Annotated in this window: 12 protein-coding genes; 5 read left to right on the top strand and 7 right to left on the bottom strand. The window is 62.2% G+C overall.

The annotated features are described in order from the left end of the window. Positions 1 to 30 precede the first annotated feature (30 nt). From AC24YW_RS20450 to AC24YW_RS20440, 3 genes are all read left to right on the top strand, one after another. A complete protein-coding gene (locus AC24YW_RS20450; protein ID WP_487484402.1) occupies positions 31 to 552 on the top strand; it encodes a HEAT repeat domain-containing protein in 522 nt (173 codons plus the stop codon). A gap of 268 nt (positions 553 to 820) precedes the next feature. Next, positions 821 to 1,978, top strand: a complete 1,158-nt coding sequence (locus AC24YW_RS20445) for an FIST signal transduction protein (RefSeq protein WP_487484401.1) — start codon at positions 821 to 823, stop codon at positions 1,976 to 1,978. A 5-nt stretch (positions 1,979 to 1,983) separates the two neighbouring features. After that, positions 1,984 to 3,729, top strand: a complete 1,746-nt coding sequence (locus AC24YW_RS20440; RefSeq protein ID WP_487484400.1) for an ATP-binding protein — start codon at positions 1,984 to 1,986, stop codon at positions 3,727 to 3,729. 521 nt (positions 3,730 to 4,250) lie between these two features. Here AC24YW_RS20440 and AC24YW_RS20435 read toward each other — a convergent pair. The 6 genes from AC24YW_RS20435 to AC24YW_RS20410 form a co-directional block, all read right to left on the bottom strand. After that, positions 4,251 to 6,011, bottom strand: coding sequence for a B12-binding domain-containing radical SAM protein (locus AC24YW_RS20435; RefSeq protein ID WP_487484399.1), 1,761 nt, complete (start codon positions 6,009 to 6,011; stop codon positions 4,251 to 4,253). A 771-nt stretch (positions 6,012 to 6,782) separates the two neighbouring features. Then, positions 6,783 to 7,811, bottom strand: a complete 1,029-nt coding sequence (locus AC24YW_RS20430) for an ABC transporter ATP-binding protein (protein ID WP_487484398.1) — start codon at positions 7,809 to 7,811, stop codon at positions 6,783 to 6,785. After that, a complete protein-coding gene (locus AC24YW_RS20425) occupies positions 7,804 to 8,784 on the bottom strand; it encodes an ABC transporter ATP-binding protein (protein ID WP_487484397.1) in 981 nt (326 codons plus the stop codon). The genes AC24YW_RS20430 and AC24YW_RS20425 overlap by 8 nt, the downstream gene beginning before the upstream one ends. Then, the gene (locus AC24YW_RS20420) at positions 8,781 to 9,602 is read right to left on the bottom strand and encodes an ABC transporter permease (protein WP_128265630.1); all 822 of its coding nucleotides are present in this window, start codon (positions 9,600 to 9,602) and stop codon (positions 8,781 to 8,783) included. The genes AC24YW_RS20425 and AC24YW_RS20420 overlap by 4 nt, the downstream gene beginning before the upstream one ends. Then, positions 9,599 to 10,522, bottom strand: a complete 924-nt coding sequence (locus tag AC24YW_RS20415; protein WP_487484396.1) for an ABC transporter permease — start codon at positions 10,520 to 10,522, stop codon at positions 9,599 to 9,601. The genes AC24YW_RS20420 and AC24YW_RS20415 overlap by 4 nt, the downstream gene beginning before the upstream one ends. 54 nt (positions 10,523 to 10,576) lie before the next feature. Continuing rightward, positions 10,577 to 12,166: an ABC transporter substrate-binding protein gene (locus AC24YW_RS20410; RefSeq protein WP_487484395.1), complete on the bottom strand. Its 1,590-nt coding sequence runs from the start codon at positions 12,164 to 12,166 to the stop codon at positions 10,577 to 10,579. A 223-nt stretch (positions 12,167 to 12,389) separates the two neighbouring features. Between AC24YW_RS20410 and AC24YW_RS20405 the strand changes: the two genes are divergently transcribed. Beyond that, positions 12,390 to 13,274 carry a hypothetical protein gene (locus AC24YW_RS20405; RefSeq protein ID WP_487484394.1) on the top strand — a complete coding sequence of 295 codons (885 nt, stop codon included), beginning with the start codon at positions 12,390 to 12,392 and terminating at the stop codon, positions 13,272 to 13,274. 66 nt (positions 13,275 to 13,340) lie between these two features. Here the strand turns inward: AC24YW_RS20405 and mtnK are convergent, their stop codons facing one another. Next, complete coding sequence (gene mtnK / locus AC24YW_RS20400) at positions 13,341 to 14,630, bottom strand: S-methyl-5-thioribose kinase (protein WP_487484393.1); 1,290 nt, start codon at positions 14,628 to 14,630, stop codon at positions 13,341 to 13,343. Between the two features lie 261 nt (positions 14,631 to 14,891). Here mtnK and AC24YW_RS20395 point away from each other — a divergent pair, with 261 nt between their 5' ends. Further along, complete coding sequence (locus tag AC24YW_RS20395) at positions 14,892 to 15,341, top strand: YidB family protein (protein WP_487484392.1); 450 nt, start codon at positions 14,892 to 14,894, stop codon at positions 15,339 to 15,341. Positions 15,342 to 15,347: the final 6 nt, after the last annotated feature.

Raw genomic sequence — 15,347 nt, 5'->3', positions numbered from 1 at the left:
GACGTTCCACAACCTGACGGGTCCCGGACATTGACGGAGCACCACCAGATCATCGGAGAACTCGCATTCCCGTACAAGGCGCCTAACGCCTATCGGAAATTGCTCGATCTCGGGATGCAAGCACTTCCTGCAGTGCGCGCTGGGCTGCGGCACGACAATGCTGATGTTCGATTGCATTGTTGCAGGTTTCTCGACCGCTATCTTTCGCCCGATACTCTTTCCGATTTGATGGGTATGCTGAGTGATCGCGATCAGCGCGTCAGATGCTCCGCCTTGCACACGTTGGCGTGCGACCGGTGCAAGGAAGGAACCTGCAAGCCCGAGGAAGCCGAAGTACTCCCAAGGGCGATGAAAGTGCTTCAGTGCGATCCCGACACACATGTGCGTGCAATGGCGATTGAGGTAGTCGGACAGTTCGTCCACACTGATGCTCTCGCCGCTGCGGCAATTTCTGCCGCCCAGCAAGGTGATGAAAGTCCAACGGTGCGCAAAAAGGCCGGATGGTATGTGCCGGGAGGTCCAATCCACAGGCGGACGAAGCCGAAATCTTAGTTCAAGTCTAGCTAAGTCGGCTATGGGTCAATCGCGGCGGTTTGGCGCGATTTGAGTTAGGGCCGGTCTACATCTTACAGCGGACATATCCTCGACCGCGGGATTCGGCAGCGATGGACCAGAAGCGCTTTATGCCGCCTCAGACCCAGCCCGGCCAGTTGCCTAACGCCGCTGCATAAAGCGCCTCTCAGCCTTCGATATTTCCAGCTACTTGGAACTTTTGTTTTCGGAGGGTGTTTACTGCCGTTGTCTAGCACTGGGGGACCCAATGAAAGCGTCGGTAGTCTCGACCGATTCGGGCGATAGCTCGACGGCAGGCAAAATTCTCGCCACCGAAATACGGCATTCCCTAAGCAAACCGCCTGCTGCCTTCATATTATTTGCAGCTCCTCAGTACGATCACGGAGCAATGCTTTCCGCCATCAAAAAGGAGCTGCCCGATACCATCGTTGTTGGAGCTTCCTCTGCCGGCGAATTTACCAACGTGACAAGTGGACAAGGCTTAGCGTGTGCCCTCGGCTTAGTTGGTGACGATGTGGTCTTCTCGTATAGCGTTGGACGTAACCTCGCGATGGATGCCGGTGCGGCAGCCAAAGAGATAGTTTCGAGGTTTACACCAGCACCGCCTGGGCGGTTTCCATTTCGGGCTGCTCTCGTTCTAGCTGACGCTCTGGCTGGCCATGCTGATATTTTGGTGGATCAGTTGACGTTAGCTACAGCGGGTCAGTATCAATTTTTTGGTGGGGGCGCGGGGGATAACGCTCAATTTCAGAAAACTACTGTATTTTGTGGAGAAGAAGTTATATCCGACGCGGCGGTCGCATTGGAAATTCTTTCCTCAAAGCCGCTGGGCGTTGGTGTTAGTCATGGCTGGAGCCCTGCTTCGCGCGCCTATCGCGTCACTGCGAGTGACGGCATGCGAGTGGTTAGTCTTGATGGCTTTCCAGCGATCGAAGCGTTCGAAGAACACGCACAAGACACTCATCAGAGCCTGGATCGAAAGGATCCGCTACCATTCTTTCTGCACAATATTATCGGCGTGGATAGCGGAGCTGAACATCGCTTGCGGGTACCTCTGGCTGTCGATGCAGAAGGCGCAGTCATGTGCGCCGCTGAGGTCCCCGTTGGGTCAATTGTGCGAATTATGAGGACGAGCACCGCTTCCGCAGTTTCTGCTGCGAAGCAAGCGGCAAACGTCGCCTTGGATGCGTTAGGCGGTCCTCCAGCCGCGGCCCTCTTCTTTGACTGCGTTGCTACTCGCCTGCGGATGGGGGATGAGTTCGGGTCGGAACTCTCAAGCCTGCAAGAGCGATTTTCCGAAGTGCCGTTGACGGGGTGTAACACTCACGGTCAGATAGCCCGGGCGGAAGGGCAGTTCAGTGGCTTTCACAACTGCACTGCGGTCGTTTGCGTCTTTCCCGAGTAGATCAATTGGAAGATGCCGGGGCTCACCTTTTAAACGAATTTGCCAACGCCAGCGGAAGGCAGGAAGCTTCAGCGCGGCTAGCCAGGAAAATGGCAGCCGATGCCTTCCTCATTTTCTTGAAAGATGAAGAAACAGGCAGTTTTACGCCAGCTCTGGGATTTGACCAGCGACTGCCCGGTGGAAGATCTTGGCGAGCGTTTTTAAGGCGCGCGTCAAGTTGCTGCGAGTTCTCCGGAGAAGTAGCATTTCCCGACGTCAACACGCTCGTTCCCGCCGTTGCTCGTTCGGTCAATGCGGCACTCTTGGTGTTCGTCGGCAAGAACATGGATATTCGCTGGAATGATATCGAGTTCGGCCTGCCGCTTTTGATCGAGCTACTGAAAAGCGAAGCACGCGTTCATATAGCACTGGCACGGGAACGTTCCGCCACAGAGGCCGCGGCTCACGCAACGCACCTTGCGCGCGCACTTGATGGCGCCCGTAAGGACGTCTCCGCGACCTCGTTGAGACTTCAGCAACTCAATGCGACGTTGGAACAGCGTGTAGCGGAAGAAATCGCGCGTCGGACGGAGGCGGAAGCGGCCCTGCGCCAAGCCCAAAAGCTTGAGGCGATTGGTCAACTTACCGGCGGTGTTGCACACGACTTTAACAACCTGCTTACGGTAATAATGGGCGGTCTTGAAACGATCGGACGGCAGATCGCGAGCATGGCCGATGCACCACAGTTTGGACGCATCATGCGAGCGCAGGCAATGGCGCATCATGCATCGCAGCGCGCGGCGACACTCACCGCCCGCTTGCTAGCGTTTTCACGTCGGCAACCGCTAGATCCAAAGCCGATTAATGTAGATCGTTTGCTCGGCGGAATGACCGAACTGCTCAAGAGTACTTTAGGGGAGCAAATCAGACTTGAGATAGTGGGCAATGCAGGTTTGTGGAGCGCCTTTGCTGATGCATCCGAGCTGGAACACGGCATCCTCAATCTGGTGGTCAATGCGCGAGATGCGATGCCCGGCGGAGGACGACTTACAATCGAAACAGGCAACACTTGGCTGGATGATGAGTATGTTGCCGCGCTGCCAGAGCCTGTCCCTCCCGGCCAGTACGTTTTGGTCGCAGTTACGGACACCGGAACCGGAATGGATAGCGCAACCATCGATCGCGTTTTCGAGCCGTTCTTTACGACCAAGGAGGTCGGCAAAGGAACCGGGTTGGGACTCAGTCAAGTTTACGGGTTCGTGCGACAGACAGGTGGCCACATTCGGATTTACAGCGAGCCGGATCAGGGCACGACGGTCAAACTCTATCTTCCTCGATCGCAGACGGAACCCGACAAGCAGGAAGATCGCAGCATCCCGACCGCAGCGCTGTTGAGGGGAAACGAAGCTATCCTAGTTGTAGAAGACCATGACGATCTGCGCGCGTATTCATCCGGTGTGCTCCGCGACTTGGGATATCAAGTTTTCGAAGCGGCCGATGCAGCCTCGGCCATTGGCTTTCTTGAATCCTCTCGATCCATCGATCTTCTCTTCACGGACGTTATATTGCCGGATGGCCTTACCGGGAAAAATATCGCCGATCACGCTAGGCGCTTGCACCCAACCATCAAGGTCCTATTCACAACCGGCTACACACGCAACGCGATAATCCACAACGGTCGGCTTGATGCGGGGATCAACCTGTTGAGCAAACCATTCACCTTTCGTGGTCTGGCGGAGAAAGTACGTACAATTCTTGACGAAGAAACATGACGTGAAATTCGCATCGCACATATTCATTGCGCCCGCCTTCGGGGGGCCTTCCTTGTTCTCCGAAGTTAATTGTTATCCAGGTGCGGGGATGCTAAATCTCTGCGGCATCGCAAATCACCATCGCGCGTCCAGCAATTGTGGAGCTTGATGCGCAAGGACCTACGGGCGACGAATCTGTTGAAAGCCAAAGCCAGGCGATACAACGCGGATATCCTCTGCAGTTTCCGGGCGAGTCATATGTGCGCCTTGGCCGTAGCTGAAATGGCCGGCGCGCGCCTGATACACGTCTGAGTGCGAAGCCTGTCGCCCGCGACGGGTCAAAAGGCGCGCTGCGCACCGGTCAATAACGGCGGTCAGCGCAACCATGGTGCCATGTCTGCTGTCCCGTAGAAGGCCGATATGGCGGCGACTCGTCTTTGGTCAGCTTGGGGCACAGCCGAAGTGATGGTTTTGGGGCCGTTCGGCGCGCAACTGGACATCGGTCAATTTGATTGGATGATTCGCGCGGCGGTGAGAAATCACTATCCCCCGGCCAACTTGGCTTTCTGTGCCTCTTCGATATGCCGCCGCTGATCGAGAAACGCCTGGCTGGACCGCGTCTTGTACAAATCCAGGCTCACGGTCTCGTCGGCCTGCGGTGTGATCGCCGCATCGACATAGGCGAGCCGGTGCGGATCCGACTTGACCTTGCGTGCCAGCCGCTGGAGGCGCAGAGCGAGCGAAGCCCATTGTACGGCCTTCGCGACCGTCTCCGCGGCATAGCGAGGATAAAACGACCAGGCCGGCTCGACCGGCAGATGCGGACGGCGCTCGTCGCGGCTCTTCAGCCGCAGCACACCCCCTTCGAGCGGATGGACGCGCTCGATGGGATGGTAGCCTTTGAAATAGAGCGCGTAGGTGCCGATCTTGCCGACATTGTTGCCCATCGCCGCGGCACGCCGCATCAGCGTCTCGATGTGCTCCCAGCTGTAATAGGTGTTCCAGGCGAGCTCGACGGCGCGCTCCCAGTCCGCCCTGGACATGGCGGGGTGGTCCGTCGTGACGTGGTCCAGGTCGTACTTGTTGAGGTCCGCATCCATCGCGACGCGCTTCAGGTAGAGCGTCTTGTGGTCTTCCGAGCCCGGCAGCGGCGTCAGGAAGAAGAACTCCAGCATGTCGATCGGCAGCTCATGCTTGATGATCTCGATGTCGCGGACGATCGATTCCGGTGTGTCGTTGGGAAAGCCGATGATGTAACCGCCGACGGTCATGATCCTGGCCTTCTTCCAGGCCATCATCATCTCGCGATAGTCGGTGATCTTGTTCTGCCGCTTCTTGGCGCCGAGCAGACTGTCCGGATTGATGTTTTCAAGGCCGATGAAGCATCGCCGGACACCGGCCTTGGCGCATTTCTCGATGAAGTTGGGCAGCTTGTGGCAGAGCGTGTCGACCTGGATCGTGAAACGGAGGTCCCAGCCCTCCTTCTCGCGCAGCGCGATGATGCGATCGAGCAAAATCTCCCAATCCTTGTTGCGCGCAAAATTGTCGTCGGTGAGAAAGAAGGCGAAGACGCCCTGAGCGACGTTGGCGCGGATCACGGCCTCGATATCGTCGGCGCTGCGGCGTCGCGACTTGCGGCCCTGCACGTTGATGATGGTGCAGAACGAGCATTGGAACGGGCAGCCGCGCCCGGCGTCGAAGCTCGTGGTGTGGCCGATGACCCGTCCGATCTGCTGGCGGGGAATGATCGGCAAAGGCTGGCTTTCCAGGTGTGGCAGATCGTCGATGTAGTTGTAGAGAGGCCGCAATCGTCCGGCGACCGCATCCTGCAACAGCTCCTCGAGCCGCCCTTCGGCTTCGCCCGCGAAGACCGACACGCCGAGGTCCATCATCTCCTGAACGCCGGGATCGCGCTCCGGCAACATCGAAAGCGTGCCGGACACATGGAAGCCGCCGATCGCAACCTGGATTCCGAGCTTGCGAAACTGTCTCGCCAGATCGAGCGATCGTGGAAACTGGTTGGACTGGACCCCGACCAGCATCACCATGCCGGCCTCGGCGGCCTTGATCGCGCGCGCCAGATCCGCGACGCGCACCTTCCAGTTGGTCTCATCGATGGCGTCGATCTCGATGTTAAAATCGGGCCCGAGAACCCCGCGCTCGCGACAATCGAGCGCAATGCCGTAAAGACAGGCCAGCGAATTCGAAGGCAGGCCGCCGCGCCACCATCGAATGACATAGCCATCGTCGTCGTAATGTGACGGCTTGATCAGAACAAGCCGAAAAGTCTTGTCCTTCCTCATGAGCTACGAGTAGCTTGATCTCGGTCAAAGGCCAACTGGTTTCCGTCAGCTCCCCGCAAAAGACGACGAACTGTGGCACGAAAACATCCGGTCAGCTAACCGCAGACGGCGCTCTACCATGTTCGGCACAAAGGGGGCCGCATGGCCGCCAGCTAGCGCGCAAGACGTCCGCTCCGGGTCACGTGCGATAATGATCTGATTGATCACGAGATTCCGCGTGTCCCTAAACTCGCGCCGAGCGCGGATGCGGTCCACTATGCTCCTGATAGCCGCGCAGAAACCGCCTTCGCCAGAGGTCAGAGTTGGACCGGAAGGCGAAATATCCATCCCATAAACGCGCCCGCCAGATCGCCTCCGCGCGTCGTTGCCGTGACTAAAGCGCGATGCGATTTGGATGAAACGTCATCGCGCTTCAGGTTGTTGTTCGAGCATGAATTTTCGGAAAACCGCGACACACCTTTCCGGATCATGCTCTAGCCCCGCTGTCGTAGACCCTCGACAGGGTCGAGCCGCGCAGCTCGCCACGATGGATATAGCGTTGCGAGGAATGACAGGGTCAGCGCCATGGTCACGACCGCTGCGGATTCCACGGGATCGATCTATGATTGGATTGGCTATCACTTGGCCAAGGGCGCCGCGCGCGCTGGGGCTCGGAGAGCCCCGCAGCGGTGACCGTCATCGTCGTTGCCGCGTTGGCTCGTCCCGACGCGCTGATCGAGGTCGAAGTCACGGCCGTTCGACCGTAGTTGCAAGGCAGCACCCTTCGGTGCATCAGCCGTCGGTCGAGATAAGCGCCATCCGCCCCGCAATCTCCCCGCTCCGCCAGCACCTGACCTCATGTCCATCCGCCCGCGTCTCCAGCGTGGGCCCCGGCTCGCTCCGGCACACCGCCTCCGCATATCGACATCGCGGGCTGAAGGCGCAGCCGTTCGGCGGGTTGAGCGGGTTGGGCAGATCGCCGCCGGTCGTTGCCAGCGGGGCATGGCGCAGCGGATCGGGGATGGCGGCGATCAGGGCCTGCGTATAGGGATGCGCGGGACGTTCGAAGATCTCGCGCCAGTCGCCGTTCTCCACGATGCGGCCGAGATACATCACGGCGACGCGGTCGCTCATGTGCTCGACGACGCCGAGGTCATGGCTGATCATGATGTAGGAGAGGCCGAGCGTGTCCTTCAATTCCAGCAACAGATTGATGATCTGGGCGCGGATCGAGACATCGAGCGCCGAGACCGGCTCGTCGCAGATGACGATCTTGGGCTTAAGGATCAGCGCGCGGGCGATGCCGATGCGCTGGCGCTGGCCGCCGGAGAATTCGTGCGGGTAACGGTCGGCCTGCTCGGGGCGCAGCCCGACATGCCTCAGCATCGTCGCGACGCGGTCCTCGATCTCGCTTTTCGCGGTCACGCCGTGCACGCGCAGGGGATCCTCCAACGTGCGGCGAACGGTCTGGCGCGGATTGAGCGAAGCGTAGGGATCCTGGAACACGATCTGCACGATGCGGGCGAGCGCCTTACGGTCACCAGATTGCCGGTTGGTAACGACCTGCCCGTCCAGCACGATGCGGCCGCGCGTCGGCGTCACCAGGCCGAGAATCGACAAGGCGACCGTCGACTTGCCCGAGCCGGATTCGCCGACGAGGCCGAGGCATTCGCCGCGCTTCAGCTTGAGGTTGACGCCGTCGACGGCGCGGAGCAGCCGCCTGTTACGGCCCAGCAGGCCGCCCCCGAGCGGAAAATGGACGGCGAGATCCTCCACGCTGAGGATCACATCGTCGTCCGCTCTCGCCTGCGGTTCATGCATGGTGGTGACACCGGACGAAACCGCCCGCCTCCAGCCGATCCGCCTGCGGCGCAGTGGTTCGGCAAATATCCGTCGCCCGCGCGCAACGCGGATTGAACCGGCAGCCATCGGGGAAGCGCGTGATCGCCGGCACGACGCCCGCGATCTCCTTCAGCCTGCTGCGGCCGAGCGCAGCACGGCTGCCGAGCCGCGGCAGCGAGTCGACGAGGCCCTGCGTATAAGGATGGGACGGCGCTCGGAAGATGTCGGCCGAGCCGCGCTCCTCGACGATGCGGCCGGCATACATGACGGCGACGCGGCGGCAGACATTGGCGACGAGGCCGAGATCGTGGCTGATCATCAGGATCGCCGTTCCGCGCTCGGCGCACAGATTGCGCATCAGCTCGATGATCTCCGCCTGCACGGTGACGTCGAGCGCCGTGGTCGGCTCGTCGGCGATCAAGAGGTCCGGACCGCAGGCCAGCGCAATCGCGATCATGACGCGCTGGCGCATCCCGCCGGACAGCTGGTGAGGATAGTCCTTCACGCGCCGCTCCGGCGCGGGGACGCGGACGCTCGCGAGCGCCTCGACCGCCAGCTGGCTCGCCTCCCGCCAGCTCTTGCCCTTGTGCAGCACGAACATCTCGGCGATCTGCCGCCCGACCGGCGAGACCGGGTTCAGCGCCGTCATCGGCTCCTGGAAGATCATGGCGATGCGATTGCCGCGCAGCTGCCGTTGCCTCGCGGCAGACAGCTGCTGGATCTCCCGTCCGTCGAACCGGATGACGCCGCCGCCGATCGACAAGGGCGTCCGCAGCAGGCCGATCAAGGCGAGCGCGGTGATGCTCTTGCCGCAACCGGATTCGCCGACCAGGCCGAAGGTCTCGCCACGATCGATGCGGAACGAAATGCCTTCGGCCGCCGCAACGCGCCTCGCTCCGTCATCGAGATCGATGCGGAGATCCTCGACCTCGAGCAGCGGCGCGCCGGTCATGTCCGCCGGCTCCGCGATTGCGGATCGAGAATGTCGCGCAGGCCATCGCCGAGCAGATTGAGGCCGAGCACGGTCAGGAAGATGGCAAGGCCCGGAAAAATCGAAAGCCACGGCGCCGTCGTGATCTGCTCGCGCGCCTCCGACAGCATGCTGCCCCAGCTCGGAAACGGCGGGCGGACGCCGAGGCCCAGGAACGACAATGCGGCCTCCGACAGGACCGCGCTGCCCATGCCCAGCGTGCCGATGACGACGATCGGCCCCAGCATGTTCGGCAGGAGCTGCGTGATCATGATGCGGATATCACCATAGCCGAGCACGGTGGCCGCCTGCACATAGCCCTGGCTCCGCAGCGACAGTGCCGAGGCCCGTGCGAGGCGGCAGGTGAACGACCAATTGGTTAGCCCGAGCGCGATCAGGAGGCTGGTCAGGCCGGGACCAAGCACCGCCATGATGGCGAGCGCGAAGATCAGCGAGGGGATCGCGAGCATGAGATTGGTCAGGGCATTGACGACATCGTCCCACCAGCCGCCGAAATAGCCGGCGCTGAGGCCGAGCGCCACGCCGATGACGCTGTTGATGAGCTGGGAGACGATGCCGACCGTCAGCGAGACGCGCGCGCCGTAGAGGACGCGGGAATAGATGTCGCGGCCCTGCGCGTCGGTGCCGAACCACCAGGTCCAGCTCGGGGGCTCCTCCGCATTCATGAGGTTGGCGTCCATGACCGGATCGGTGTGGGCCAGCCACGGCGCGAGCAGGCCGACGACGATCGCCAGCGCGAACAACGCTCCCCCGATGACGAGATTGGCGCGGAGCTTCATGCGTATCTGATCCTGGGATCGATCACGCCGTAGAGCACGTCGATCAGGAGATTGATCGCGAGAAAGAACAGCACCACGACCAGGATGGAGCCCTGGACGGCGGGAATGTCGCGCTGGAGCACGCTGTCGACCAGCAGCGAGCCGATGCCCGGCCAGGAGAACAGCTTCTCGACCACGACCGCCTGCCCCATCAGCGCGCCGAATTGCAGGCCCATGGTCGTGAGGATGAGGACGAGCGCGTTGCGCATCACGTGCCACTTGACCACCCTGGTCTCGCTCATGCCCTTCGAGCGCGCGGTGCGGACGAAATCCGCGGTCATGATCTCGAGCACCGCGGCGCGCGTCGTCCGCGCCAGCAGCGCCATCGGCGAGACGCCGAGCGTCACGGCAGGCAGGATCAGGTATTTGAGGCCGCCGTCGCCATAGCCGAAGCTCGGCAGCCAGCCGAGCTTGAGCGCGAACAGGTACATCAAGAGCAGTCCGAGCCAGAACTTGGCCAATGACAGGCCCGACACCGCCAGCATCATCGAGACGGTGTCGACGAGGCTGCCCGGCCGCAAGGCCGCGACGAAGCCGAGCGGCACGCCGAGCAATATCGCGAACGCCATGGATGCGAAGATCAGCTGCAGCGTCGGCCACGCCCGCTTGGCGATCATGGTCGTGACAGGCTCACGGGTCCGGAACGAGGTTCCGAAATCGCCGGTCGCGAGCCCGGCGATGTAGGCGCCGAAACGCATATAGACGGGCTGATCGAGGCCGAGCTGCTTCTTCATGCGCAGCTCGACCTGCGGATCGCTGTCGTCGCTCATGCTCGAGACGATGCTGCCGGGAACGACGCTGAACAGCACGAATACCAGCAGCACCACGGCGAGCACGGTCGGAATGGTCTGCAGGACGCGGCGGATCAGGAACGCGAGCATCTCAACTTTTTCTCCGCTCCCCCCTCGCCGGTCGCGCCGGAGGGAGCGCGCATGTCACTTCGCGGGCGAGGTCTCGTCGACCCAGAGATCCTCGACGTTCTGGTGGGTCAGCTCCGTCGCGTTGAGCTGAATTCCCTTGAGCCAGGGCTGCACTGCCATGACCGCCTTGTTGTAGTTGAAGAACCAGACCGGGGCCTCCTCGTAGAGCAGCGCATTGGCCTTCTGCAGCAACTGGATACGCTTGGCCATGTCGTCCGTCTGGCCGGCCTCATCGAGGATCTTGTCGAAGTCGGGATTCTTGTAGGTCGTGTAGTTGCAGGCCGCCTGCGGCGTCGCCGAATGGAAGCATTTCAGCGCGGCCTGAGGATCCGGGCCGCTTGCCTGGGAATAGATGAAGGCCTGGTAGTCGCCGGTGCGCACCACCTCCGCCAGCACCGCGGTCTCGACCTGCTTGACCTTGGCCTTGATGCCCACCTTGTCCAGCATCGGAATGACGGCCGAGACGATCGGCAGGCCCCAGCTTTCATTCTGGCTGGTGGTCCATTCGAACTCGAATCCGGATGCGTAGCCGGCCTCGGTGAGCAATTGCTTGGCCTTGGCGGGATCGAAGGGGTAAGGCTTCATCGCCTTGTCGTAGGCCGGCGAGGTCAGCGGCAGCCAGCTGGTGGCGCGATAGGCCTTGCCCTTGACCAGCTTGTTGATGATCAAGTCGGTATCGATGGCGTAATTGATCGCCTGTCTCACGCGCTTGTCGGAGAACGGCTTGAAGTTGGGATTCATCCCCATGTAGCGCGTAAAAACCTCGGCGACCTCGACGATGGTGCCCTTGAGGTCGGCGTCGGACTGGTAGGCGACGTATTGCGCAGGTCCCAGCACCGAGGTGTCGATCTCCTTGTTGCGGAAGGCGACGTCGCGCGCCGCGGCCTCGCCCATCACCGACACCACGATCTTGTCGGCATAGGGCTTGCCCGGCTTATAGAACCGGTCCCAGCGTTCCAGGACGATGCGCGATCCCGGCACGTGCTCGACGAACTTGAACGGACCGAGACCGATCGGCTTCTGGATGAAGCTTTCCTTGGCGGCCTCGTCGGCGGGATAGATCGAGGTCAGCGCGGTGAAGAAGTAGAAGCCGGGATCGACCTTCTCGGTCAGCTTCATCTCGACGGTGAAGTCATCGATCTTCTTCAGGCCGGAGATCTCCTTGGCCTGGCCTTTCTCCACCGCGGCTGCGCCCTCGATCACGCGGACGTAACGCGCGCCGGGATAGGCTTTGCTGCCGTCCATGATGCGGTTGTAGGACCAGATGATGTCGTCGGCGGTCATCTTGCGGCCGCTGTGGAAATAGGCGTCGTCGCGCAGCTTGAAGGTGTGAACGAGGCCTCCGCCCGAGACCACGTCCTCCTTGGCGAGTTCCAGCACCGGCTTTCCTTCCGCCGAATTCCAGATGTAGAGCGAGCGGTGCAGGGCCTTGGCGTAGATTTCGTCCTGGGCGCGCTGGGTGGTGTGAATGTCGAGGCTAGTGAAGCTCGAGCCGTAGGGCGCCGTCATGCGGATGGTTCCGCCCTTGCGCGGCGTCTGCGCCTCGGCTGTGGCGGCGAGCGCCAGTCCCAAACCGGCAACGATCGCGATGGTCTTGAACATCATGTATCCCCCCGACGCAGGCGTATTCCGATGAGTGATTTGATCATTCGTCGCCTGCCGAAAGCAAGCTTCGTTTTGACGGCAAATGATGCCGGTTCCTGAGGCACTCCTTCGGAGGGGCCTTTGACGCGGTGCGCCATCGGACGACCAGGATCGATGAACATTTTTCGTGATCAACGCGACCAAGCTCAGGATCATTATCTGAGCCCCAAGGGATCGCGGAAGAATGCATCGCCGAAAGCTAGCTGCCCTGCTCGCCACCGGTCTGGTCGTTGCTACGGCCGTGCTGGCGCATCCGGTCGCGGCCAGCCTCGGTGGAGAGAGCGCGACAGACACTATCCAGTTCGGCTGGAGTCGCACCTCCGGCTTGAACGACAATGTCGACCAGACCTGGTGGGCGGTCCGGCGCCATGACACGCTGGACAATTTCGCCGAACGACTGCTCAGCATCCCCGTCGGGATGATGGCGCGCGGTGCGGGAGCGCATTTCGAAGCCAAGCTCTCCGAGCATACCGGCCTGCCACTGCCCGAAGGCTGGGCCCTCGCGACGGCGAAAGCTTCGCCGCAGATTCAGTCGATCTACGCCGAGACGCCGCGCGATATCGCTTCTGTGCTCGGCTTCTATCGCGACGCACTCGGCAAGCGTGGCTGGACGGAGGAAGACGATGCCGTGGCAGAGCCGGACCGGGCCGCGATCACATTCCTGACGAGAGAAGGACCGGTCCTGCTCCGGCTCTCACGTCAGGACGGCAAGACAATTGCCGAGCTGTCGAGGCGCAAATTCGCCCCGGCGACCATCGGCCTCCTGCCCAAGCCCGGGCAAGCGAGGCTGATGCTCGGCAACAAGACGGATGAAGCGGCACTGATCACCGTCGCCGACCAGACCATCAAACTGGCGGCGCACGCCGGCGAAGAACTGGCGAATTCCGACGGTGCCGCAGGCGAATTGCCGGACAGCCAGAAGCTCGATCTGCCGCCAGGCAGGTACAAGGTGACTCTCGCGGTCGGGGGCGGCGCGGCCGAGAGCCGGGAGTTCGAGGTCGCGGCCAACGAGACCTGGGGTCTGCTGGCCGGCGCGGACGGCGTCCTGCTGCCGATGCGGCTTTACTAACGTTCCGGCGACGATGTCATCTCGCAATGACGGAGCGTGGGGCGGGCTCCTCGCCATGTGGCTGGTTCAGCCCGACACTTCCGGCAGCCAGTCCCGCAATTTTCGCGCGGCATTCGTCACATCCGCGATGGTCCGGAACGACGCCGTATCCACCATCATCGCCCTCGCCAGCCGCACGGCACGGGCTTCGCTGACCGCCCGCACGCGCGCGTCCTCGATCAGCTCGAAATCGATATTGTGGGCGAGGCCGAAGATGCGGCGGATGATTTTTGCAGCGGCGAACCCGACCGCATCAGTGAACAGGCGCTGCATGTAGGCCTGCCGCTCGGCCTCCAGCCGCGCCGCCCCCTTCTCGCCGGGAAAGAGCGAGGGCGGATAGGCGTCGCCGATGCCGCCGGCGCGCCAGAGGGCGAGGAACTTTCGGGCGAACTCGGTCCAGACCTGCTCGACCGTCTCCAGCACCCAGGCCTCGAAGGCCGCCCGTTCGCCCGGGGCGCGCTCGTGGCCGGCAGAGGCGAAATAGGCCATCAGGAGATTGGCCAGCACGGCGCCGACGTCGAAGCCCATGGGACCGTAGAATGCGAATTCCGGGTCGATCACCCGGGTCTGGCTGTCCGTGACCATGATCGAGCCGGTGTGGAGGTCGCCATGGATCAGCGCGTCCGGGCTTGCCATGAATTTCAGCTTCAGCCGGGAGACCGCGACGTGCAGCTCCAGATCCTCGCGCAGGCTCGCGGCGAGGCCATCGAGATAGGGCGCGGTCCAGCGGTTCTGCTCGGCGATGCGGTAGGGATCGGTGAAGATCAGGTCCTCGGTGATCTTGCAGAGCGCGTGGTTGCCGGCAAAGGCCGCGATGGCCTCCTTCTTCTCGGCCGCCGATAGCGCGAGGTCGGAGGTGAAGAACAGCGTCCGCGCCATGAAGGTCGTGATATCGTCCACGAAACGCGGATAGCGCGTTGCCGCGACCAGCCCCTTGCGCATGATGATGTGGGGCTCGAGCAGCTCCATCACCGTCAGCGCCAGGGCTTCGTTGTGATGCAGCACGGCCGGCACCAGGCCGGGTGCGAGCTGGGCCTGACGCGACAGCGCGAGATATTCGTAATGGGCGCGCGACAGCGGCAAGGGCCAGCTCTCGCCGACGAGGCGGACGTAGGGCAGCGCCTGCTTCACCGCGATGCCGCCCTGCGCACCCTTGACGATGAAGACCAGGTTGAGGTTGCCGTCCCCGACCTCGGTGATCGCCCACGTAGCCGGCTCGCCGCCGAGCAATGCCCCAAGTTCGGAGACGCCCGCCAGGTAGTGGCGCAACTCGCCTTCATGCAGAATTCGGTAATCCCCTGCCCGGTCCCCGCCCATGACGATCACATCCCCTGTCTGGACCGGATCATTCCTCCCGATGCTGCAGCGCGCGGGGCCGATCCAGGCCATTGTTTTGATCGGATCGTAGTCGCAATCGGCGCGGTCCGCCACCCGGGCGCGCAGCACCCGGCCCGCACGGCTCCGGGCGTCGGGCAACCCGCTGAGACGCTTGGTCGCGAGCCGCGATTGGCCGACGGAGGAACCCAAGCAGGCCGAGACAGTTTTTTCGTTTCTGACCTTCAAAAAGGGAGCCAACCGATGGGTCGCGGAATGCCCTCCATGACCGCCCTTCTGGCAATGCTGGCCATCGCCGGATATCAGAATCGTGACAAGCTGGCTGAGCTGCTGAAAGGCGCAGGGAGCGGCTCGCCTGCGGGCGGCCAGCAGCCGCTCGGCGGCATGCTCGGCAATCTCGGCGGCATGCTGGGCGCCGGCGGAGTCGGAGGCCTGCTCAATGGCGGCATTGGCGAGCTCCTGGAGCGATTCAACCAGAACGGGCAAGGCGAGGTTGCCGATTCCTGGGTGAAGCCCGGCCCCAACAAGGAGATCTCCTCGCCGGAGCTCAAGCAGGCCATTGGCAACGACGTCCTCGAAAAGCTCGCCCAGCAGACCGGGCTTTCCCAGGACGAGATCGTCTCACGGCTCACCCGCGAGCTTCCTTCCGCCATCGACAAGTACACGCCGGATGGACGGCTGCCCACCGCGTAGAAGCAG

Source organism: Bradyrhizobium sp. USDA3516 (assembly GCF_057651995.1).
This window is presented reverse-complemented; position numbering and strand designations above follow the sequence as displayed.

What these genes read in the sequence shown, in the direction of transcription:
- AC24YW_RS20445 (WP_487484401.1), top strand. Translation starts at nt 821, where the DNA reads ATGAAAGCGTCGGTAGTCTCGACCGATTCGGGCGATAGCTCGACGGCA.
- AC24YW_RS20435 (WP_487484399.1), bottom strand. Translation starts at nt 6,011, where the DNA reads ATGAGGAAGGACAAGACTTTTCGGCTTGTTCTGATCAAGCCGTCACAT.
- AC24YW_RS20430 (WP_487484398.1), bottom strand. Translation starts at nt 7,811, where the DNA reads ATGCATGAACCGCAGGCGAGAGCGGACGACGATGTGATCCTCAGCGTG.
- AC24YW_RS20425 (WP_487484397.1), bottom strand. Translation starts at nt 8,784, where the DNA reads ATGACCGGCGCGCCGCTGCTCGAGGTCGAGGATCTCCGCATCGATCTC.
- AC24YW_RS20420 (WP_128265630.1), bottom strand. Translation starts at nt 9,602, where the DNA reads ATGAAGCTCCGCGCCAATCTCGTCATCGGGGGAGCGTTGTTCGCGCTG.
- AC24YW_RS20415 (WP_487484396.1), bottom strand. Translation starts at nt 10,522, where the DNA reads ATGCTCGCGTTCCTGATCCGCCGCGTCCTGCAGACCATTCCGACCGTG.
- AC24YW_RS20410 (WP_487484395.1), bottom strand. Translation starts at nt 12,166, where the DNA reads ATGATGTTCAAGACCATCGCGATCGTTGCCGGTTTGGGACTGGCGCTC.
- AC24YW_RS20405 (WP_487484394.1), top strand. Translation starts at nt 12,390, where the DNA reads ATGCATCGCCGAAAGCTAGCTGCCCTGCTCGCCACCGGTCTGGTCGTT.
- mtnK (WP_487484393.1), bottom strand. Translation starts at nt 14,630, where the DNA reads ATGGGCGGGGACCGGGCAGGGGATTACCGAATTCTGCATGAAGGCGAG.
- AC24YW_RS20395 (WP_487484392.1), top strand. Translation starts at nt 14,892, where the DNA reads ATGGGTCGCGGAATGCCCTCCATGACCGCCCTTCTGGCAATGCTGGCC.